Source organism: uncultured Tateyamaria sp. (assembly GCF_947503415.1).
GTDB lineage: Bacteria > Pseudomonadota > Alphaproteobacteria > Rhodobacterales > Rhodobacteraceae > Tateyamaria.
In genome coordinates this window covers 1,733,241-1,755,627 of the sequence record NZ_CANNDS010000001.1, presented here as the reverse complement: position 1 = coordinate 1,755,627, position 22,387 = coordinate 1,733,241, and the positions used below count along the sequence as shown (strand labels likewise).

General features: G+C 61.6%; 20 protein-coding genes. 11 read left to right on the top strand and 9 right to left on the bottom strand.

Annotated features, from left to right (window positions below; genetic code table 11):
• Positions 1–3 precede the first annotated feature (3 nt).
• Positions 4–1,659: an alpha-amylase family glycosyl hydrolase gene (locus Q1A32_RS08545; RefSeq protein ID WP_299651850.1), complete on the top strand. Its 1,656-nt coding sequence runs from the start codon at positions 4–6 to the stop codon at positions 1,657–1,659.
• Positions 1,660–1,710: 51 nt separating this feature from the next.
• Positions 1,711–2,799 carry an ABC transporter ATP-binding protein gene (locus Q1A32_RS08540; RefSeq protein ID WP_299651848.1) on the top strand — a complete coding sequence of 363 codons (1,089 nt, stop codon included), beginning with the start codon at positions 1,711–1,713 and terminating at the stop codon, positions 2,797–2,799.
• A 6-nt stretch (positions 2,800–2,805) separates the two neighbouring features.
• On the opposite strand, the gene Q1A32_RS08535 is transcribed toward Q1A32_RS08540, so the two are convergent.
• Positions 2,806–4,008, bottom strand: coding sequence for an ROK family transcriptional regulator (locus tag Q1A32_RS08535; protein ID WP_299651846.1), 1,203 nt, complete (start codon positions 4,006–4,008; stop codon positions 2,806–2,808).
• Between the two features lie 149 nt (positions 4,009–4,157).
• Between Q1A32_RS08535 and Q1A32_RS08530 the strand changes: the two genes are divergently transcribed.
• From Q1A32_RS08530 to Q1A32_RS08505, 6 genes are all read left to right on the top strand, one after another.
• Positions 4,158–5,171: a sugar ABC transporter substrate-binding protein gene (locus tag Q1A32_RS08530; RefSeq protein WP_299613470.1), complete on the top strand. Its 1,014-nt coding sequence runs from the start codon at positions 4,158–4,160 to the stop codon at positions 5,169–5,171.
• Positions 5,172–5,286: 115 nt separating this feature from the next.
• Positions 5,287–6,354, top strand: a complete 1,068-nt coding sequence (locus Q1A32_RS08525) for an ABC transporter permease (RefSeq protein ID WP_299613472.1) — start codon at positions 5,287–5,289, stop codon at positions 6,352–6,354.
• 115 nt (positions 6,355–6,469) lie between these two features.
• On the top strand, positions 6,470–7,240 hold the full coding sequence (locus tag Q1A32_RS08520) for an ATP-binding cassette domain-containing protein (protein WP_299613474.1): 771 nt from the start codon (positions 6,470–6,472) through the stop codon (positions 7,238–7,240).
• Position 7,241: 1 nt separating this feature from the next.
• A complete protein-coding gene (locus tag Q1A32_RS08515) occupies positions 7,242–7,859 on the top strand; it encodes a nucleoside/nucleotide kinase family protein (protein ID WP_299651844.1) in 618 nt (205 codons plus the stop codon).
• Entirely contained in the window at positions 7,856–8,770 is a 915-nt protein-coding gene (locus Q1A32_RS08510) for a carbohydrate kinase (protein ID WP_299651842.1), read from the top strand. Before Q1A32_RS08515 ends, Q1A32_RS08510 begins: the two co-directional genes overlap by 4 nt.
• Positions 8,771–8,774: 4 nt before the next feature.
• Entirely contained in the window at positions 8,775–9,440 is a 666-nt protein-coding gene (locus tag Q1A32_RS08505) for a D-lyxose/D-mannose family sugar isomerase (protein WP_299651840.1), read from the top strand.
• On the opposite strand, the gene Q1A32_RS08500 is transcribed toward Q1A32_RS08505, so the two are convergent.
• Positions 9,427–12,831: an indolepyruvate ferredoxin oxidoreductase family protein gene (locus tag Q1A32_RS08500; protein WP_299651838.1), complete on the bottom strand. Its 3,405-nt coding sequence runs from the start codon at positions 12,829–12,831 to the stop codon at positions 9,427–9,429. The two genes, Q1A32_RS08505 and Q1A32_RS08500, sit on opposite strands and share 14 nt — an antisense overlap.
• A gap of 124 nt (positions 12,832–12,955) precedes the next feature.
• Between Q1A32_RS08500 and Q1A32_RS08495 the strand changes: the two genes are divergently transcribed.
• Positions 12,956–13,414 carry an Lrp/AsnC family transcriptional regulator gene (locus Q1A32_RS08495; RefSeq protein ID WP_299651836.1) on the top strand — a complete coding sequence of 153 codons (459 nt, stop codon included), beginning with the start codon at positions 12,956–12,958 and terminating at the stop codon, positions 13,412–13,414.
• Here Q1A32_RS08495 and Q1A32_RS08490 read toward each other — a convergent pair.
• Positions 13,411–14,301 carry a LysR family transcriptional regulator gene (locus Q1A32_RS08490; protein WP_299651834.1) on the bottom strand — a complete coding sequence of 297 codons (891 nt, stop codon included), beginning with the start codon at positions 14,299–14,301 and terminating at the stop codon, positions 13,411–13,413. The genes Q1A32_RS08495 and Q1A32_RS08490 overlap by 4 nt on opposite strands.
• Positions 14,302–14,401: 100 nt before the next feature.
• Here Q1A32_RS08490 and Q1A32_RS08485 point away from each other — a divergent pair, with 100 nt between their 5' ends.
• On the top strand, positions 14,402–15,037 hold the full coding sequence (locus Q1A32_RS08485; RefSeq protein ID WP_299651832.1) for a YceI family protein: 636 nt from the start codon (positions 14,402–14,404) through the stop codon (positions 15,035–15,037).
• Positions 15,025–15,786 (top strand): SDR family oxidoreductase, encoded by a 762-nt coding sequence (locus tag Q1A32_RS08480; RefSeq protein ID WP_299651831.1) that lies wholly within the window; start codon positions 15,025–15,027, stop codon positions 15,784–15,786. Before Q1A32_RS08485 ends, Q1A32_RS08480 begins: the two co-directional genes overlap by 13 nt.
• Before the next feature lie 257 nt (positions 15,787–16,043).
• Here Q1A32_RS08480 and Q1A32_RS08475 read toward each other — a convergent pair whose 3' ends face one another.
• Genes Q1A32_RS08475 through Q1A32_RS08450 form a run of 6 tightly spaced genes read right to left on the bottom strand, consistent with a single transcriptional unit; the run spans position 16,044 to position 22,375 of the window.
• Entirely contained in the window at positions 16,044–17,312 is a 1,269-nt protein-coding gene (locus Q1A32_RS08475; protein WP_299651829.1) for a glutamine synthetase family protein, read from the bottom strand.
• A 5-nt stretch (positions 17,313–17,317) separates the two neighbouring features.
• Positions 17,318–18,538: a cytochrome P450 gene (locus Q1A32_RS08470; protein WP_299651827.1), complete on the bottom strand. Its 1,221-nt coding sequence runs from the start codon at positions 18,536–18,538 to the stop codon at positions 17,318–17,320.
• Positions 18,535–19,248, bottom strand: a complete 714-nt coding sequence (locus Q1A32_RS08465; RefSeq protein WP_299651825.1) for a type 1 glutamine amidotransferase — start codon at positions 19,246–19,248, stop codon at positions 18,535–18,537. Before Q1A32_RS08465 ends, Q1A32_RS08470 begins: the two co-directional genes overlap by 4 nt.
• A 47-nt stretch (positions 19,249–19,295) precedes the next feature.
• Entirely contained in the window at positions 19,296–20,228 is a 933-nt protein-coding gene (locus Q1A32_RS08460) for a tripartite tricarboxylate transporter substrate-binding protein (protein WP_299651823.1), read from the bottom strand.
• A 33-nt stretch (positions 20,229–20,261) separates the two neighbouring features.
• The gene (locus Q1A32_RS08455) at positions 20,262–21,752 is read right to left on the bottom strand and encodes a tripartite tricarboxylate transporter permease (RefSeq protein WP_299651821.1); all 1,491 of its coding nucleotides are present in this window, start codon (positions 21,750–21,752) and stop codon (positions 20,262–20,264) included.
• Complete coding sequence (locus tag Q1A32_RS08450) at positions 21,752–22,375, bottom strand: tripartite tricarboxylate transporter TctB family protein (RefSeq protein WP_299651819.1); 624 nt, start codon at positions 22,373–22,375, stop codon at positions 21,752–21,754. Before Q1A32_RS08450 ends, Q1A32_RS08455 begins: the two co-directional genes overlap by 1 nt.
• Positions 22,376–22,387 lie beyond the last annotated feature (12 nt).

The following is a 22,387-nucleotide window of genomic DNA, read 5'->3' as shown; positions in this document are numbered from 1 at the left end:
TCAATGAATAAGAAAGCGGACTTCGACATGGCTCGGACTCTTGTGGCGGATCAGGACTGGTGGCGCGGGGCGGTGATCTACCAGATCTATCCGCGCAGCTTCCAGGACAGCAACGGCGACGGCATCGGTGACCTGAACGGGATCACCAGCCGCCTGCCCTATGTTGCGTCGCTTGGGGTGGATGCGATCTGGATTTCGCCTTTCTTCACGTCGCCGATGAAGGATTTCGGCTACGACGTCAGTGACTATCGCGGCGTGGACCCGATGTTCGGTACGCTGGCGGATTTCGACGCGCTTGTCGAAACCGCTCATGCCCTTGGCCTGCGGGTGATGATCGACCTGGTCCTCAGCCACACCAGCGACGAACACCCGTGGTTCCAGGAAAGCGCGCCCAGCCGCGACAATGACAAGGCTGACTGGTACGTCTGGTCCGACCCGAAACCCGACGGCACGCCACCCAACAACTGGCTGTCGATATTCGGCGGTCCCGCCTGGACATGGGAGCCTCGCCGCGAGCAGTACTACCTGCATAACTTCCTCACCACGCAACCAGACCTGAACTTCCACAACACGGATGTGCAGGATGCGCTGCTGGACGTCACCCGCTTCTGGCTCGACCGTGGGGTCGATGGCTTCCGTCTGGACACCATCAACTTCTATTACGCCGACAAGGAGCTGCGCGACAATCCGGCCCTGCCGCCGGAGCGCCGCAACGCCAACATCGCGCCGTCGGTGAACCCCTATAACCACCAGGAACACATCTATTCCAAGAACCGGCCCGAGAATCTTGAATTCCTGGCCCGCTTTCGGTCGCTGCTGGATGAATACCCCGGCACGGCCGCTGTGGGCGAAGTGGGCGATGCGCAGCGTGGGCTCGAAATCATGGGCGAATACACCGCCGGAGATGAGCGCGCGCATATGTGCTATGCCTTCGAATTCCTGGCCAAGGATCAATTGACCGCCACCCGCGCCGCCGAAGTGCTGGGCAAGGTGGACCAGGTCGCAAGCGACGGCTGGGCCTGCTGGGCCTTTTCCAACCACGACGTCATGCGCCACGCCAGCCGCTGGGACCTGTCGGATGCGGCCATGCGCGCCTATGCGACGCTGATCCTGTGCCTGCGCGGCTCCGTCTGCCTCTACCAGGGCGAAGAGCTGGGGCTGCACGAAGCCGATGTCGCTTTCGAGGACCTGCAAGACCCCTACGGCATCCAGTTCTGGCCCGAGTTCAAGGGCCGCGACGGCTGCCGCACCCCCATGGTGTGGGAGCCATCCAACAGCCATGGCGGCTTTACAGCCGGTGACCCGTGGCTGCCTGTCAGCCGCGAACACCTGCACAACGCGGTCGCCACACAAGAAGACGATCCAAGCGCGCTGCTGCATCACTACCGCAAGGCCATTGCCCTGCGTCAAACTCACAAAGCCCTGTCCAAGGGCACGCATGACGGGGTCAAAGCAACAGGTGATGTCGTGCATTTCACGCGTCAGCACGAGGATCAGGTCATCTTCTGCGCTGTGAACCTGAGCGACGAACCGGCGACGCTGGACCTGCCCGCAGGGGCATGGGTCCCCATCGGGTCGGAACTCGGCAGCACTGCACCCGGACCAGATGGACGCACTCATTTGGGGCCGTGGCAGGTTGCCATCGCCTTGAAGACATAAACGAGGAAAGCGGGGCCCGGGCAGCCGGGTTCCCGAAGGGAGGGACTAACCATGGCTGATCTCAAACTGACAGATGTCGAAAAGACATATGGCGGCACGGTCAACGTGCTCAACAACATCAACCTCGACATCTCAAAGGGCGAGTTGATCGTCTTTGTTGGCCCGTCGGGCTGCGGCAAGTCCACGCTTCTACGCATGATCGCGGGGCTGGAAAAGATTACCAGCGGCACGCTCGAAATCGACGGGACGGTCGTGAACGATGTGCCTCCGGCCCAGCGCGGCATCGCGATGGTGTTCCAGTCCTACGCGCTCTATCCGCACATGACCGTGCGGGACAACATGACGTTTGCCTTGAAGCTGGCCAAGAAATCCCCGCAAGAGATTGACGAGGCCGTAAATCGCGCCGCACGCATTCTGCAGCTTGAGCCCTATCTCGATCGTCTGCCCAAGGCCCTGTCCGGCGGTCAACGCCAGCGTGTCGCCATTGGCCGGTCCATTGTGCGTGATCCCAAAGTGTACCTCTTTGACGAACCGCTTTCGAACCTTGATGCTGCCTTGCGCGTCGCCACCCGGATCGAGATCGCGCAGCTGAAGGAATCCATGCCCGACAGCACCATGATCTATGTGACGCACGACCAGGTTGAAGCCATGACACTCGCCACCCGCATCGTGGTACTGGCGAACAAGGGGATCGCGCAGGTCGGCTCGCCCCTGCAACTCTATGAACGTCCCGAGAACGAATTCGTGGCCCAATTCATCGGCTCGCCCTCAATGAACCTGCTGCCGGGAGAGATTGTCGAGACGGGCGCACAAACCAAGGTGAAAATGGCAAACGGGTCCATCATCTCCTCTGCTGTGCCAACGCAGGATGGCGACAAAGGCATGCATGTGAATGTTGGTGTGCGCCCCGAAGACATGGTCGCCACGGACGGCGACGCGATCTTTGAAGGCAAGGTGGATTTCACCGAAGCCCTGGGCGAAGTGACGATCCTCTATTTCGAAGCGGAAGAGGGCAAGGACGCCGTGCTGGCCAAGATGCCGGGAATCCACAAGGACCTGCGTGGCAATGCCGTAAAGGTGACAGCCGCACCCGAGAAAGTGCAGTTGTTCCACAACGGCCAGTCGCTCTACTATCGCTAAGGGGCGTCAGCCCTGATCAAACAACGCTGCGGACCGGTCGAGGAACAATTGCCCGATGATCGGTCCGGCAGCCGCGCCAATCCCACGTGCATTGGCCCCTATCTGACCTTCAACCGTTTTTGGCCTGATCAATCCCCGCATGTCTTTGGCGGCCAGTGCCGTGCGCGTCATATCCACCAGACGACTGCGTATACCGGATGGCATTGCACCGTCGATCACAATGGCCTCCACATCGATGACGGCACAGGATGCGACGCTGGCGATCGCCAATGCATCCGCCGTCTGTTCCAGCCACGGTTCAACATGTGCGCTCAGATGCGACCAATCCTGCGGTTGTTGCCACAGCTGGCGCGGGTTTTCGTTCGCCCTGATCAACCGCAATTCCAGCGTGCGGATCGAGGCGAGGTCGATCAGGTGCCCCGGTTGGCCCCGCAGGTCAGCCACCGGCAGCGTCCCAAAAGCGCCCGCATTCTTCTGGTTGCCTTCGAACACGGCATGGTCCAGCACCACGCCGCCCCCGATAAATGCGCCAATGAAGAAGTAAACGTAATCGCGGTATTCGCGGCCAATCCCAAACACATGCTCGGCGCGACAGGCCGCTGTCGCATCATTGACCATGCGCACAGGCAAGGCCGTGATCCGGCCCACCTCGGCCACGAAATCCGCCTCTTTCCAGGCGGCAAATTCATCGGCCGGAGCGTCCAACACTTCGTGCCAGTTCCACAGCTCGAACGGCGCGGCAATGCCCACCCCGCACAGGCGCTCACGCATCTCGCCCGGCATCTCATCCATCAATTGCGCGAAACCTTCACGCAGGAACGTGAACACGGTTTTGGGCAGAGGATAGTCATAGGTATCGCGCAGCTGATGGCGTACATTCCCCATCGGGTCCAACACCAGCAGATCCGCACTGCGCCGCCCGATCTTGAGGCCAACCGAAAACACGCCGTCGGGATTGAGCAGATAGGGCACGGACGGCTTGCCCACCTTGCCCTTGACCGGCTCACCTTTCAGCAGCAGCCCATCCTGTTCCAGCTTGCGCAGAATGACCGACGCTGTCTGCGGCGACAGACCCGTCCGGCGGGCAAGGTCACTGCCCGGCAGGCCACCATTGCGCTGCAGAATCGAAAGCAACAGCCGTTCATTATAAGCCCGCACGCCCGTCTGGTTGATGCCAGCAGACAGGGTGCGCACGTGGTCCAGTGTCATCTGACTGGTACCTCCCTCGACCAATCTTTGCGCGCGTAAATTAATAAATCAAGTTGAATTATTAATTGACAGTCCTGCAGAATCGCGTTTCCCTTAGGGCAGTTCGGGTCGGGGGATTTACCGGCCTGGCATAATATTGGGAGGACACCATGAAGAAACTGCTTTTGGGCACAGCCGCTGCCATGACCACCATGGCCGGCGCCGCATTCGCCGAAGACGTATCGGCCTGCCTCATCACCAAAACCGACACAAACCCCTTTTTCGTAAAGATGCGCGAAGGTGCGACAGCCAAGGCGGAAGAGCTTGGCATCAACCTCAGTTCTTTCGCGGGTAAGGTCGATGGCGATCACGAAACCCAAGTGCAGGCGATCGAGACCTGCATCGCCAACGGCGCCAAGGGCATTCTGCTGACCGCATCGGACACGGCCAGCATCGTACCTGTGGTTCAACAGGCACGCGATGCGGGCCTTCTGGTCATCGCGCTCGATACGCCACTGGAACCCATTGATGCCGCCGACATGACCTTCGCCACGGACAACTTCTTGGCGGGTGAGTTGATCGGCGCATGGGCCGCCGCGACCTTGGGCGATGATGCCGCAAACGCCAAAATCGGCATGCTTGATCTGGCCATCAGTCAACCCACCGTGGGCGTGCTGCGCGATCAGGGCTTCCTGACCGGCTTTGGCATCGACGTCAAAGACCCCAACAAATGGGGTGACGAGGATGACGCCCGGATCATCGGCAACGATGTCACCGCTGGCAACGAAGAAGGTGGCCGCCGCGCCATGGAAAACCTGCTGGCGACTGACCCCGAGATCAACGTGGTCTACACCATCAACGAACCCGCCGCAGCCGGTGCCTATGAGGCGCTCAAGGCGATTGGCCGTGAAAACGACGTGCTGATAGTGTCCGTCGATGGCGGCTGCCCCGGAGTGCAGAACGTAGCCGACGGCGTGATCGGCGCCACATCGCAGCAATACCCGCTGCTGATGGCATCGCTCGGGATCGAGGCGATTGCCGCCTGGGCCGCTGACGGCACCAAGCCAGAGGCCACCGACGGCAAGGCGTTCTTTGACACCGGCGTTGCACTGGTCACGGACAAGCCCGCGGACGGTGTCGACAGCATCTCGGTTGCCGAAGGCAAGGACCTCTGCTGGGGCTGATCGTCTGACGATGATCCCTTGATGGGAGCCTTTGCGGCTCCCGTCTCGTCCACACTCCACATCTTGGGGGCGGGCCATGCGCCTGCCCCTTTCCCAACCCCAAGGATGGGACCCCATGACCCAATCGGACAATTACGAAGCCGCCGTCTCCTCTGCCGACGCCACAGTCGCAGAGTTTGAAGACCACCGCCGCGGCCTTGTCGGACGTTTGCAGCACACGTTGCACCAGACACCATCGCTGGTGCCGCTCATCGTGCTGCTTTTTTCGGTTGCGCTATTCGGCATCTTGCTGGGATCGCGCTTCTTCTCACCCTTCGCGCTCACACTGATCCTGCAACAAGTGCAGATCGTGGGCGTGCTGGCTGCCGCCCAAACCCTCATCATCCTGACCGCAGGCATTGACCTGAGCGTGGGTGCCATCGCTGTCCTGTGCACCGTGGTCATGGGTAAGGCATCTTTCACCTATGGCGTGCCTCCGGCCGTATCCGTCGCCATTGGCCTGACGGTCGGCACCGCCCTCGGAGCCATCAGCGGCTGGCTTGTCAGCCGGATGAAGCTGCCCCCCTTCATCGTGACGCTGGGCATGTGGCAGATCGTGTTGGCCGCCAACTATCTCTATTCCGCGAATGAAACGATCCGCTCGCAGGATATCGAGGCGGAGGCATCCTTCCTCCAGTTCCTCGGCACCAAAATCCAGTTCGGGGGGGCCACGTTCACGCTTGGAGTACTGGGTATGATCGCGCTGTTCGTGATCCTCGCCTACGCGCTTCGCTCCACTGCGTGGGGCAGGCATGTCTACGCCGTGGGCGACGACCCCGAAGCGGCAGAGCTTTCCGGCGTCGACGTGCACAAGACCTACATGTCCGTCTACATGGCCGCCGGATTCATCTGCGCGCTTGCAGGTTGGGTGATGATCGGGCGTTTCGGCTCGATCTCCCCCTCCGCCACGACGGGGGTGATCGGTAACATCCAGTCCATCACCGCTGTGGTGATCGGAGGCATATCGCTCTTTGGTGGACGCGGCTCCATCGCCGGCGCCCTGTTCGGTGCGCTCATCGTGGGTGTGTTCGAACTGGGCCTGCGCATGGCCGGGGCGGACCCACAATGGACCTTCATGCTGATCGGCCTGCTGATCATTGCAGCCGTGGCCGTGGACCAGTGGATCAGAAAGGTAAGCGCATGACCCGAACGCACCTCGAGCCGGCGCAAACAGCACGTTTGGCCCAATGCCCTCTCGACGATGCAAGCATCGCCTGCCGGGTTCGCGGCAAAGCCGCTGAGATCAGAAAGGTAAGCGCATGACCGAACCCATCCTCAAAGCCCGCAATCTGGTCAAACGCTATGGCAAGGTCACAGCTTTGGACCACGCTGATTTTGATCTGATGCCCGGTGAAATTCTGGCCGTGATCGGCGACAACGGCGCAGGCAAATCATCGATGATAAAGGCCGTGTCGGGGGCCGTCGTCCCCGATCAGGGGCAAGTGTGGCTCGAAGGGCGCGAGGTCAAATTCCGCTCACCTATCGAGGCGCGTGAGGAAGGCATCGAAACCGTCTACCAACAGCTTGCGATGTCCCCCGCCCTGTCCATTGCGGACAACATGTTCATGGGACGCGAGCTGCGAAAACCCGGGGTCATGGGCAAGGTGTTCCGTCGCCTCGACAAACAAGCGATGGAGAAATTCGCCCGCGAAAAGTTGAGCGAGCTGGGCCTCGCCACGATTCAGAACATCAATCAGGCGGTCGAAAGCCTGTCGGGCGGCCAACGCCAAGGCGTCGCCGTGGCCCGTGCTGCGGCCTTCGGGTCGAAGGTGGTGATCCTTGATGAACCCACCGCCGCCCTCGGGGTCAAGGAAAGCCGCAAGGTGCTGGAACTGATCCTTGATGTCCGGTCACGCGGCATCCCGATCATCCTGATCAGCCACAACATGCCCCACGTCTTCGAAGTGGCCGACCGCATCCACGTCCATCGTCTGGGCAAACGCCTGTGTGTCATTGACCCGAAGGATCATTCGATGTCCGACGCCGTTGCCTACATGACCGGTGCCGCGGTTCCGGAGATGGCGGCGTAGCATGACCCTCGACCAGATCTGCGCGCAGATCCTTGACCGACCTGCGACTCCGCACAGGCGATTGGTGGCCATTGTCGGCCCTCCGGCCAGCGGCAAGAGCACACTCGCCGCAGCGCTAGCAGCCCGTCTGACCGAGCAGGGCGAAGAAGCAGCCGTGGTGCCCATGGACGGCTTCCACCTCGACGACCGCTTGCTCTATGCAGACCGCACGCAGGACCGCAAAGGCGCGCCGCACACGTTCGACGCGGACGGCTTCGTCCGAATGATCGAGGCGCTGCAATCCACCGATCCGGTGGTCTACCCCATCTTCGACCGCAGCCACGAGATTGCCATCGCGGGCGCAGGGCGCGTGCCCGCCACTTGCAAGACGGTGGTTGTCGAAGGTAATTACCTGCTGCTCCAATCCGCACCATGGTCCAGACTGCACGCGCTTTGGACATATTCTGTTGCGCTGCACCCACCGATGGATCTGCTGATCAGCCGCCTCAAGGACCGCTGGATCGAACACGGCAAAGCGGATGCGCAGGCATGGATTGACACCAACGACGTGCCGAATATCACCACGGTACTTACAAAATCGGCTCCGGCCGACATCATCTGGACGGAGACACCCACATGATCCTTTGCGCAGGCGAAGCCCTGATCGACATGATCCCGAATGCCGACGACGCATACGTCCCGCATGTGGGCGGCGCGGTTTTGAACACCGCCGTTGCGCTGGGGCGTCTGGGCGAAGATGTGGGTCTGATTACCGGCCTTAGCTCTGACCCGTTCGGCACGATGATCGCGGATCACATGACAGCCAGCCATGTGTCCACCGACCACGCCGTGCGCAGTGATCGCAACACGACATTGGCCTTTGTGCACTTGGATCAAGGCAATGCCACTTACACCTTCTACGACGCGGACACGGCGACGCGAAACATCCAACCCGCTGATATTGCTGATGTCCCCGCGGGGACAAAGGCAGTGTTCTTCGGCGGGATCTCACTCTGCAACCCGCCCGTGGCGGACTCACTGCTTGATCTGGCCTTGTCGCAACCTGCCGACCGTTTGGTCATGGCAGACCCCAATATCCGCCCCGGCTTCGTGTCGGACCAAGACGGATATCGCACCCGTTTGACCAAGCTGATTGGACGCGCCGACATCGTGAAACTGTCCGATGACGACATCGAATGGCTGATACCCGACGGGGACCTCGCGACCAAAGCGCAAGCCATCCTCGACATGGGCACCAAGATGCTGCTCCTGACCGAAGGCGGCGATGGCGCAACCTCGTATCTTGCAAACGGCACACGAGTCCGCGTGGCCGCCGAAAAAGCCCAGGTAGTCGACACCGTCGGTGCAGGCGACACATTCAACGCGGGCTGCCTTGCGGCCCTGCAACGCGCAGGCGCTCTATCACCCGCCGCCATCGAAACGCTGGATGAAAGCACCATCACCGACATGCTCTCCCTCGCTGCCCGTGCGGCGGCTGTCACCGTCTCCCGCGCCGGGGCCAATCCGCCTTGGGCCAACGAACTGGAGTGACCCCATGAAACGTTCCCGCGTGAATGACATCCTCGCCAATGGCGCCGACTTCTTTGCCAAACACGGCTGGACGGTGCCCCCTTTCGGCACCTGGACGCCCGAAGAGATGCGCAGCGACAAGGCCGCCCATATTCGCGACCGGGGCCTTGGCTGGGACATTACGGATTACGGGCAGGGCAAGTTTGACGACATGGGCCTGTTCCTCTTCACCATGCGCAATGGCGACCTGACCGAGATGGGGCAACAGGGGGCCATGCTCTATGCCGAAAAGCTGATGATCTCACGGCGGGACCAGCTGTCGCCGATGCACCGCCACGTGCTCAAGACCGAGGATATCATCAACCGTGGCGGCGCCACGCTGGTGCTGGAGTTGTTCACCTGCGATGCCGAAGGCCAGATCGATCGCAAAGCCGACGTGAACGTCTTGACGGATGGTGTGCCGGTTACGTTGCCCGCCGGTGGGCACCTCAAACTGCCCGTGGGCGCGTCAGTCACTCTGACACCGATGACGTGGCATGCCTTTTGGGGTGAGGGCGGCGATTGCCTGATCCATGAAGTGTCGACCGTGAACGACGACCTGACCGACAACATCTTTGCCGAACCGATTGGGCGCTTTTCAGAGATTGAGGAAGACGCCGCCCCAACGCACCTTCTGGTCAGCGACTACTAGCCTGTGCCAAAGCGGCATCTGCTTCGGGTTTGGAACGTGCAACGGCCTCGGCCTTGACCGGACCGTACCCGCGAAATTCCAGAGGGGCAGCAAGAAACCGATGAGCCGCATCCAGGTCCGCAATGCCGTGGCTCAACCGCTCCAATCCCGCGACATACCAGTCGATCAACGCCCGCTCCTCGCGCCGTTCCGCCATGTATCCAAACGGATCAGCCCACGTGCCGCGCAGGCGCTTGCCTTTGGCCAGCACGCGCATGGCCCGCTGCATCCACGGCCCAAAGGCGCGCTTCACAGGCCGTCCGCGCGCATCCAATTTTCGCGACAGCAGCGGCGGTGCAAGGTGATGACGCACCGTGAAATCACCGTCGAACTGCTCTGATAAGTGGTCGTAAAACCCGGTCTGCGTATGCAGCCGCGCAACCTCGTACTCGTCCTTGTAAGCCATCAGCTTATAGAGCGCCTTGGCAGCCGAAACGCGCATCTCTTCGTCGAAACCGCTCGCATTTCGATCCAAGGCCTCGCGATACCGCGCGGCATAGGCTGCATCCTGATAGTCCGTCAGCAGCCAAGCCCGATGGGCGATGATCTCATCCGCGGTTTCAGGCATCTTTGCACCTTGCGGTGCCGCGACAGCGCCCGGATCATGCGCCCAGATCCGCCCGATATCAAAGGCCCGCGCGTTCTTCTCAACCGCCACACCGTTCAACGCGATGGCCTGCTTCAACGTCGCTTCGCTGACCGGCACCAGCCCCTTTTGCCAAGCAGCCCCCAACAGCATCACATTGGCAAACACACTGTCCCCCAACATGCGCTCGGCCAGCGCATTGGCGTCCAAAGCCCATAAGTTCTCCGCCCCGATCACCTCTGCAATCGCCGCCTCACGTTCATTCACACGCAAGCTGGCGTCGCGGTGCAGGACCAGATCACCCGTCGGCATCTCGGCCCTGTTCAGCACCATGCGCGTGCCGGAATGGTAGTGGGCAGAGGCCTTGGGGGCCGAGGACACAACCACATCGCACCCAATCACCGCATCCGCCGCAGCCTCTTCAATCCGCACCTGATGCAGCGCGTCCTGTGACGCGCCAAGACGGATATAGCTCAGCACCGTCCCAAATTTCTGGGCAAACCCGGTGAAATCGAGCACCGACGCCCCCCGCCCTTCCAGATGTGCTGCCATGGTGATCAGCGCGCCCACAGTGACCACGCCCGTGCCGCCAACGCCCGTCACCAGCAGGTCGAACGGAGTGTCGAGGGTCGGCACCTTGCGCACAGGTACGCTGGCAAGATGCTTTGCCATATCAAAGGCCTGCGCCTCAGGCGCTTTCCGCACCGCCCCCTCGACCGTGACGAAACTGGGACAGAACCCCTTGAGGCACGACATATCCGCATTACAGGTCGATTGGTTGATCTTGCGCTTGCGCCCCAATGGCGTCTCCAGCGGCTCGACGCTCAGACAATTACTCTCGACCGAACAATCGCCACATCCCTCGCACACATCCGGGTTGATCACGGCAAAACTTTGCACCGGCGGCAGGGTCCCCCGCTTGCGGCGTCGACGCTTCTCGGTGGCGCAGGTCTGTTCATAGATCAGAACGGTCAGGCCCGGGATGTCGCGCAATTCGCGTTGCACCGCGTCCAAGTCATCCCGGTCGTGAAAGCTGGTGCCCGGAGGAAAACCACCCCGCTCAAACTTGCCCACATCATCTGACACAAGCGCGACCCGGTCGACGCCCTCGGCACGGGCCGACCACGCAATCGCTTCAACGCTCACCGGTCCATCCACAGGCTGCCCGCCCGTCATGGCAACCGCATCATTGAACAGCACCTTGTAGGTGATGTTTGTCCCTGCAGCGACGGCCTGACGGATGGCGAGTGAACCGGAATGATACCACGTCCCCTCGCCCAAATTCTGGAAAATATGCTTGCCCCCATTGAACTTGGAGGCCGCGACCCAAGGCACCCCTTCACCGCCCATCTGGGCATAGCCGCCCGTCTCACGATCCATCCAGGACGCCATGACATGGCAGCCAATGCCTGACGCCGCGCGCGACCCATCCGGCACCTTGGTCGACGTGTTGTGCGGACAGCCCGAGCAGAAATAGGGCGTACGCGTGGCCCCTTGGACGGTCAGCAGCCTGGGCGGGGTTTGCAGCGCCTCAGCGCGCGCGGGCAGATCAAGATCGGGCACAAAGGCATGCAACCGTGCGGCAATCAACGGCGCCAGCAGCTTCGGTGACAACTCCCCTGTCCACGGCACCAGCGGCGCACCGGTCTCGTCATGCTTGCCCACCATACGCTCTGGTATGTCGCGCGGCAGATCATAGAACGCCTCCTTGAACTGGCTCTCGATGATCCCGCGTTTTTCCTCGATCACCATGACCTCGCGCTTGCCGCGCACAAAGGCCCGGGCATCGCGCAAGGCCAAGGGCCACACCATCCCAACCTTGTAAATGTCGATCCCCCGCGCCCGGCAGGTCGCCTCATCCAGCCCCAACAGCCGCAGTGCCTCCATCAGGTCCAGATGCGCCTTGCCCGTGCTCACAAACCCAAACCGCGCATCCGCCACGTCATACACACGCCGATCAATCGCGTTGGCTTGGGCAAAGGCCTGTACCGCCTCCAGCTTGTGCCCGATGCGCATCTCGATCTCGGGGCTGGGCAGGTCCGAAGGCCGGATATGCAGCCCACCCGGCGGCGCGATGTAGTCGGGTTGGGCAAATATTGGATCGGTCGGCAAAACCACCGACGCGCCACTCTCCACTGTTTCGGAAATCGCCTTGAAGCCCACCCAAGCTCCGGAAAACCGGCTCAGCGCAATGCCCCACGCGCCGAACTCCAGATATTCGGCCACCGACGCCGGGTTCAACGTCGGCATGAACCACGCCATGAAAGCGACGTCAGACTGATGCGGCATGGACGACGACACACAGCCATGATCGTCCCCGGCCACGACCAGCACACCGCCCAAAGGCGACGACCCATAGGCATTGCCATGCTTCAGCGCGTCGCCCGACCGGTCCACGCCCGGGCCCTTGCCATACCACATGGAAAAGATGCCCTCGTGGGCGCAATCCGGGTCCAGCACCGCCTGCTGCGCGCCCAACACGGCAGTGGCCCCCAAGTCCTCATTCACGGCAGGCATGAAGGTGATGCCGGCCTTGTCTGTCCGCTCCCGCGCCCGCCACAATTCCAGATCAAGACCGCCCAACGGCGACCCGCGATAACCCGACACAAACCCGCCCGTGTTCCGCCCAGCCGCCCGGTCCCGCCGCGCCTGATCCAGCATAATGCGCACCAGCGCCTGCGTGCCCGTCAGAAACACGCGCCCCTCGGTCCGGTCATAGCGATCCTTCAGGGCATAGGTGTCAAAGCGATGGCGCGGGTCAGACATGGGCGGTCTCCTTGGCTCCAGTATGGAGCCGGAACGGCGACCAAGGATTTCAATTTCTCGGGGTGTTGCGCCCACATTGGAATTCCGTTTCCCGTTTTGCCCAAAAATCGGATAGATTACCCAAATGAACCTTGATCACCGCGACCACGCCCTCCTGAAACTCCTCCAAGTGGACAGCCGTATCTCAAACGCGGACCTCGCAGAGCGGGTCGGCATGTCAGCCTCAGCCTGCTGGCGACGTATCAAGGCGTTTGAAGATGCAGGCATCATCGACCGATACGGCGCCATCCTGAACCCCCAAGCCGCGGGTCTGCACTTTCAGGCCATCGTGCACGTCCAACTCGCCCGCCATTCCGAAGACGACCTTACCGCCTTCATCCGCGGTGTCGAAACGCGGCACGAGGTCGTGGAATGCTACGCCACCACCGGGCAATCCGACTACCAGATGCGCGTGTTGTGCCGCGATCTCGACGCCTACAACGCGTTTCTTGAGACGTTCCTGTTCCGCCTGCCCGCAGTGGCCAGCGCACAGACCAACGTGGTCCTGCGCGAGATCAAGAAGAACACCGGCATCGGGTTCTAACGCAGATGGGCGCGTAGAAAATCAATGACGGCACGGACTTTGACAGGCAGATACGCGCGGCTTGGATAAAGCAGCCAGGCACCCGTATCAAACGTGGTCGCCGTCACGTCATGGTCCGGGAACAGGTGCACCAAATCCCCGCGTGCCACATCCGCATCCGTCATCCAATCAGCCAGCAACGCAGGACCAAGCCCATTTCGGGCAGCCTGCCGCAAGGCCAAAGCGTTCGAAATCAGGATAGGGCCGGACACCCCCACCACACGCTCCTCTCCATCCCGGCGAAAGCGCCACTCGGTGCGATAGTCGGGCAAGGTCATCCGCAAACAGTCGTGATCAACCAGAGCTTCGGGTGACGCAGGCACACCATGCCTGTCGACGTAATCCTGTGACGCCACCACGCGGTACCGCGTATCACGCAAACGCGCACTGATCAGATCGCCCTTGGGCGCAGGGGCCAGCCGAATGGCCAAATCAATCTGCCCGGCAACAAGGTCCATGGTCTGGTCGCTCAGGATCAGCTCCAGCTCAATCTCGGGCAAGGCGGTCCGCAAGGCGGCAAGATGCGGCACGATCATCTCATGTCCAAAGGCCACCGATGCCGTCAAACGCACCCGGCCGGACGGCTGGGTCCCGACATCCGCAGCGGCATCGCGCGCCATCTCAAGATCATCCAGCAGCGGCCCGATCCGGCCAAGATACAGCGCGCCGCTTTCGGTCAATGTCAGCTGCCGCGTCGAACGTTGAAACAGGCGCAAACCCAACTGCGCCTCCATCCCCGCCACAGTGCGACTGACGGAGCTTGGGTCCATGTCCAGAACCCGCGCCACGGCAGCAAAACTCCGATGATGCGCAACAAGCTGCACGGTGCGAAGGGCATCAATATCCATTCATGCAAAATACGCACGGATACGATGCGCACAACCGTATTTTTTGCATGTCCCGCACGAAATAGACCCGTTCCCACACCACCACACACAGGAACGTCACATGATCCGCACACTCCCCCTCGCCGCCCTCTTGCTGGGCACAGCCCCTGTCCATGCGGCCCCGACAGAATGGACGCTGGACCTTGGCCACGCGCATATCGGCTGGGAAATCAACCACATGGGCCTCAGCCGCACGGTCGGTCGCTTCAACAGCTATGACGGTACCTTCCTCATTGACGAAGCGGACCCGGCAAACTCGCAAATCACCTTCACCATCGACACTGGCAGCATCGACAGCAACCACGGCCCGCGCGACACACATCTGCGCCATGCCGACTATCTGGACGCAGAGAACCACGGCCAGATCACCTTCACCTCAACTGACGTCCTGATGCTGACGCCCACGTCCGGCAAACTGACGGGCGACCTGACAATGCGCGGCCAGACCGCGCCGGTCACGCTCGACTTCACCATGATCCGCGACCGCACCTACCCCGATTTCATCCCCAATTACGACGAAGTGCGCGTGGTCGGGTTCGAGGCCACGGGCGAGATCCTGCGCCTTGATCACGGCATGGATTTCATCGCCTTTCTCGACAGCCCCACAGGCCTCAGCGTCGATGTCGATCTGCATTTCGATCTGGTGCAATGCGCGGGCACACCGGACACGAACGTCCCCTGCACATGGGGGCGCTGAAAATGGGCCATGTGACAGGCAAAACAATTGTCATCACCGGCGCCAGCAAGGGGATCGGTGCGGCCACCGCCCGGGTCCTCTCGGCCATGGGCGCACATGTGGTGCTGGCCGCGCGCTCCACCCACGCCCTCAAGGAACTGGCCAAGGACACGGGTGGCACGGCCATTCCCTGCGACGTGAGGGACTTCGCGCAGGTGCAGGCGCTGATGGACACGGCAGGCGATGTCGATGTGCTGATCAACAATGCGGGCCTGATCGACCCCATCGCGCGTCTCGCGGACAGCGACTCCACCGCATGGGGCAATGTGGTCGATGTAAACATCAAAGGCGTCTACCACGGTCTGCGCGCCGCCCTGCCCGGCATGATCAAACGCGGCTCCGGCACGATCATCAACATCTCTTCAGGGGCGGCCACCTCTGCCCTCGAAGGATGGAGCCACTATTGCGCCACCAAAGCCGCCGTTCTGTCGCTCACCCGCGTGGCGGACAAGGAAGCACGCGCCGCAGGTGTCCGCGTCATGGGCCTCTCCCCCGGCACCGTCGCCACCGACATGCAGCGCGACATCGCGGCCTCCGGCATCAACCCGGTCAGCCAATTGGCATGGGACGCGCACATCCCGCCCGAATGGGTTGGCCAGACCATCGCGGTCCTCATCGGGCCCGAAGGCCAAAACTGGCGCGGCCAGGACTTCTCGCTCAAAAGCAATCAGGGAAGAACCATCGCCGGTCTGCCGTCACTCCCGACCTGACCCTTCACCTTCTTTCGGCCAAAAATATCCCGGGGGTTTGGGGGCTGGACCCCAAGAAAGGGGGTTTGGGGGCAGAGCCCCCATTCATATATGAATCGCGTCGCGCGCAGCGCGTCCTCCCGGTCACCGCACGTTGCGTTAACCCGTGCCGCACCGTGCGTTGGCGGTGCACAGGGGGTGTACGCAGGGTGCACAGGGGGTGACACCCTGCCACCGCCGTCAATCTCTATGAAAACAAGGTAAATGCAGGGCGCGACTCAGACAAAGGGCAGATAATAGTCCCGCACCTCATCCACCGATTTGTCCTTTAACCGCTTCCACTCATCCTGCTTGAGGAAGATCACCGCATCACAGATCTCCTCCCCCACAGCCCGACGCAGGGGTTTGTCGGCATCAAGGGCATCCAACGCCTTGTCCAGCGCCGACGGCACGTGCCGGGTCGCGCGCACATTCTCCAACCCGTCCAGATCTTCCGCAGGCTCCAGCCCATAGCCCTGCTCAACCCCCAAAAGCGCCGCCTGCAACACTGCCGCCACCGCCAGATACGGGTTCGTCGCGCAGTCCGCCGTCCGGTGCTCCAACCGCGCGGACCGGGGCGAGGTCACACAAGACCGCGTTGTCACCAACCGATGATCATCCGCCCAATTCGCCCAGTACCCCGCCATAGACGCAGGCCCCAAGCGATCATAGCTGTTCACCGTCATCGCAAGCAGCCCGGCCAACCCTTCGTGGTGATGGATCAGCCCCGCCAGGCAGCCCTTGGCGACATCCGACAACTCCCCATTCGGCGCAATCACGTTGGCCCCCTGCGCATCCGCAAAGCTGAAATTCACGTGCAGGCCCGACCCGCCCCGGTCCGGAATTGGTTTCGGCAGAAAGGTCAGCAACAGCCCCATCCCGGCCGCCACCTCCCGCGCCATGGTCCGGAACAGAAACGCGTTGTCACAGGCCGCCAAGGCGCCTTCAAACTTCAACGTCAGCTCGAACTGCCCGCTGTCATATTCCCCATTCATGGACTCAATCGGCAGACCACAGGTCGTGGCCGTGGACCACAGCGCATCCATCAACCCGGCGGGATCATTCTGCGGCCCCGTCCCATACACAAAAGCCCCCGGCGTGTCATAAGGCACCCAGACGCCGTCGGAATCCTGTTGAAAAACATAGGCTTCCATCTCAATCCCGACCATCGGGCTCAGCCCCTTCGCCTCCCACGCCGCGATGGCCGCCTGCAAACGCCCCCGCGCGCACAGGCCAAAAGGGCCTCCGTCTGCATGCAGCGTGCCCAACGCGATCTCGCTGTCACCCAGCCAATCGGGACGGCGGTCGCCGTCCAGCACCAACTCCATATCCGGGATACCGTCAAACACGCCCGCCCCCGGCACGGGGATCAGATCGCGATCAAAAGTGGTGCCAAAAACCCCACGGGCAAAGCCGATCTTGCCCCCCGCCGCCACATCTGGCGGCACAAATTTGCCCCGCGGCAGATTGAGCAGATCGCAAAACAGGGTACGTGTGCGTGTCGTCATGTCGGTCACTTGAGGCTGGGGCGGGCGGTCAGTGATTTGACCCCGCAGATAAAGTTCGAACGGGTCCAGGTGGGGCTGTCCACAACCTCCAACCGCGTGATGCGGGCGGCCAGTTCCTGCAACACGCATTTCAGTTCCAGCTTGGCCAACCACATGCCCAGACAGACATGCGGACCGCCCTGCCCAAAGGCCAGATGCCGGTTCGGGCTGCGATCCAGTCGAGCGAGGTGCGGGTCGTCAAACACCGCCTCATCCCGGCTGCCCGACACAAACCACATCAGCACCTTGTCGCCTGTCCGAATGGTTTGCCCATGCATCTCCACATCCCGCGTGGCCGTGCGCCGAAAGTGCAAAGTGGGCGATGCAAGGCGAATGAATTCATCCGCGCACGTCTCCCAAACCTCACCACTTTGCAGGGTCTCGAGCAGCCCATTTTGCTGCGTCAAAAGATGCAGCGCCATCGCGATGGAATAACGGGTCGTGTCATTACCCGCAGCCACCAGTAGGCAGAAGAAATTCTTGAACTCCTGCCCGGTGATCGCCCCATCCTCAGCCCGCAACACCCGCGCCAGAATGCCCGTCTCATCAATGCCGCGCGCGCCGTTAAGTATCTCTTCAGCATAGTCATATAATTCCACACCCGCCGGAGAGCGAAAGGGCATCATTCGGTACGCCTGCGTATCGACCTTGTCGATCACGGTGTTGGTAAAGTCCGGATCAGTGTTGCCAATCAGCGCATCGCCCCGGTCCACCAGCCAGTCCAGATCGGCGTCCGGCACGCCCAGAATGCGGCCCAGCATCAACATGGGCAGACGCTTGGCGATCTTGTCCACGGCGTCGAACTCAGGCTGCCTCAACGCCTCGGCCACAATGTCACAGGCCAGGTCCCGGATCAGCGGCTCGAACTGCGCGACAACCGGCTTGGCAAAGACCGGGTTCACCGCGCGGCGGGTCACTGTATGCTCGGGCGGATCGGTCTCCTGAAAGGTCCGGCGCGCGAGGTATTCCTCGCGGCTCTGATCCTCGATCCGGATTCCCTGGGCACTCGAAAACACCGTCGGTTCCTTCTGCGCCGCCATGATGTCGGCATAGCGGGTCAGGGACCAAAACCCCTTCTGACCCCCATGCGCCTCCGTCCAGTGCACCGGGTGATCCGCGCGCATCTGCGCAAACGTGTCATGCGGCACGCCATCCACAAAGCTGTCGTGGTCAGCAAGGTTCTTCATGGCGTGCCCCCGAAAAACCGCGTGACCCAATCGGCAAAAAGCTGGCCGTCATTGGCGCGGTTCAACGTGGCTTCGGCCTCCGCCACCTCCTCGGCGCTCAGGTGTGGTCTGGTGTAGTCCAGCACACAGCGCATGAACGGATCGGAAAACTCCGGATGCGCCTGCGTGGTAAAGATGTGATCCCCCTTGGCAAACCCGGCGATGGCGCATTTGGGCGAAGTGGCATAGGCGGTGCACCCCTCGGGCAGCACCGTCACCGCATCGTGGTGGAACTGATAAAGCCCGATGGTCGACGCAGGTGGCTGCATCCACGGCAAGGCTTGCGTCACCTCCACATAATCAATCCCGATATTCCACTCCTGCCGCGCCACCTGACCACCCAAGGCCATGGCAATGGCCTGATGCCCAAAGCACGCGCCAAAGAGCGGTTTGCCTGCCGCATCGCAGGCGCGGATGAAGTCATAAAGCGCTGGCAGAAAAGACAAATCATCCAGCACACTCAGCGGCGAGCCGGTGATAAGATAGGCGTCCTGCTCATCCAGATCACGCGGAACCTCACCCCCGATGGTCATGTAGACCCGGTAGTTGAACCGCTGCTCCTGCGCATCAAACAAGTCGCGAAAGCGGTGCGCGTCGTCGGGAAAGGCATCGCCCACCTCGACCGACCTGTCGTGGTTCACTTGCAGAATGCCGAGGTTCAGACGGGACATGGCTTATCCTTTGGAGAAGGGGGCGACCGCAGCCGCCCCCGATTGGCTCAGCGGCCCAGGATCTCGTTGATCTCAGCCGATTTGGCACGGTCCGCTTCAATACGCGCCTGCGCCTCATCCTGACCTTGCCAGTAAACGGCAGCCCCGGTTTCAGCCATCAACTGCTGCGCTTCCTCGGACGCCATGGTTTCGGCAGCCACGGCAGCAATGGTGTCGATCACCTCTTGCGGCGTGCCCTTGGTCACGAACAGACCGTTCCACAATTCCACATCATTGACACCCGACTGGGCAGAGATCGTTTCCACCCCGTCCAGTTTCGCAATAGGGTTCGCGCCAATGTTGCCCAGCACGTTGATCTCGCTCAGGCAGGGTTCGATCAGCGCCAGCGTCGTGTTGATCACATCCGCATCGCCCGAGGACAACGTGTTGCAATCCAGCGCATCAAAGGCGCTGTCATCCGCGAACTCAAACCCCATCTTAGCCGCCGCCGCCATGGACACTGCCGTGGGGGTCAGACCCGCGCCGAAGTGGCCCAGTACAACGTCGTTTTCCTTCGCATAATCAGCCAGTTCCGCCATGTTGGAATAGGGCGCGTCGCCTGATGCGGCCAGCACAAACGGATAGGTCAGAAAGATGCCCACGGGTACGAAACTGTCCTCTTCGATCCCGATGTCGATCTTTGGCCCGACGATGGGCACGCCGATCACGAAGGACCCAATGACCGACCCGTCATTGGGGCCGTTCAGCACCTCAAGCGCGCCCGGAAATGGCCCGTCACCGCCACCGGGGCGGTTGACCACAGACGCGGGCTGTCCCGTCGCTTCGGCCATGTCGGCGGCAATCATGCGTGTCAGGATGTCCTCGAAATCACCGGGGGGCCACGGCACGATGAACTGCACCGGTCCGGTGGGGTACTCGGCCAACGCGGGGCCGGTAATGGCGGCAAGCGCGAAGGCTGCCGAGGTCAAAAGCTTTTTCATGTTACTCTCCCTGAGTTTGTTTTTGGCTTTTGGTTAGTGTTCAAACCTCTTCGTGCGGAGGCTTTGGATGATCGTGACACCAATCACGATCAGGATGACAACAAAAAGTGTGCCCGCCACGGGCCGGTTGACCAGATCAAAGACGGTTTTGATCTGGCCCGAACCCGCTGTCAGCTTCTCGATCATGATGGAGCCAAGAACGAGCCCCAGCACGATGGGCACCAGCGGCCAGTCGAGGCGGCGCAGGACAAAACCAACGAACCCGAACCCCGCAGCGAACATGCAGTCGGCAAAGGAATTGCGGATCGAAAACACGCCGACAAAGGCGAGGATCAGGATGAATGCACCGAGCAGGCGGTTGGGCACATAGATGATCTTTGCGATCCATTTGGTGCTTATCAGCAGCGTAAGGATCACCAGCACATTGATGATCAGAAGCGCGATGAAGAGCGAGAACAGGAAGTCCGGATTGTTCTCGAAGATGTCCGGCCCCGGTTTGATGCCTGCGTCAAAGAACACAACCATCATCATGGCCGTCAGCGCCTCGCCCGGCACGCCCAGCGCCAGCAGCGGCACCATGGCGGCGGCGGGCACGGCATTGTTGCTTGCCTCTGACGCGATCAATCCGTCGGGCGCGCCACGCCCGAACTGGCCCGGTTCCTTGGACATGGCCCGCGCGGTAGAGTAGCTGAAGAACTGCGCCACAAACTCACCCACGCCTGGAATGATGCCCATGATCGTGCCGTAGCCTGCGCTGATGGTGGCGACGGCAGGGTGCTTGCGCAATTCTCCGAAGCCGCGCAACAGGCCGCCGTGCAATCGCGCCTCAGGCGGGTCGGCATCCTTGCCCGTCAGCAGGAACAGCGCCTGTGAAATCGCGAAGATGCCCACGATTACCACGATCAGGTTGAATCCGGGATAGAGGTATTCGATCTCGAATGTATAACGGTCAATCTGTTTCAAGGATTGCCGTCCGACCAGCGAAATGAGGCAGCCAAACCCGAAAAGCAGGGCCGCAATCCCCATCGTCTTGCGATGCGCGGCGATCAGCAGGACCGCACCCAAGGCGGCGGCCATGAAGATATCGCGTTGGCCGAAGAGTGCTCCCAGATCGCGCAGGTACGGGCCGAACAGCATCAGCGCCGACAGCCCCAGCAGGATCGAAAAACACCCCCCGAAGAACGATGCGGAATAGGCCAGTGACAGCCCGCGCGCCGCCTCGCCCCGCCGCGTCATCGCGTAGCCGTCATAGGTCGTCAGCGCGTTGACCGGTGTGCCGGGCGTGTTGATCAGAATGGCCGGGATCGCGCCGCCATACATGCTTGATCCGTAGACACCCAGCAGCAAGACCAGCGACACCAGATCATCCAGAAACACCGTCGCGGGCAACAGGATCGCAATGGCAATCGCGGGTCCAATCCCGGGCACGGCCCCAATCGCCAAGCCGCCCACTGACCCGATCAGAATGGCCACCAGCACCGGCAGGCTGGCAAGGTTATCAAGGCCGGTCCAGAACGCCTCCATCAGAACCACACCTGCATGAAGGTCTCTGCGCGTTGCGGCAGTTGGTTATAGAGCCAGATGTTCACCGGCGTGCGGATTTGCAGGCCCGTGCGAAACACCAAAACGATGGCAAAACTTGCGCCAAGGCAAATGCCCATCCAACGCGCCCCACGGTAGCCCAAACGCCAAGGCAGCAGCGTCCCCAGCATCAGCGTGGACACCAGATAGCCCAGCACCGGCACCAGCAATGTGTAGGCCACAAACCACGCCACGTATTCCAGCGCACGCAGCCATTGCATCACCTCATGGCCCATGGCCGTGGGCTGGCGGAACCGCTTGCGCCATGCGTGCGCCTTCCACGCGCCGCGCAGGTTCCACAGCGCCGCAGGTACCAGCACCGTCAGACACATCAACGGCGCGACCCAGCTTTGCTTGAGAATACGACCCAACCGCGAGGTCCGCCCCTCGGGCTCTGTCACCCCGAACTGGTCCATCCAATACCGCGCCATGTTCTGCGGCAGCTTGCGGTCTTCCCACCCTGTCTGAGTGAAGAAAAACACGAGGAAAAACAGCGCCAAAGCGGCCATGAACAGAGAGAACACCAGATCCCCCCGGCCCCGGCGGAAGTCCGTGATATCCGTCACGTTGATCTTCTT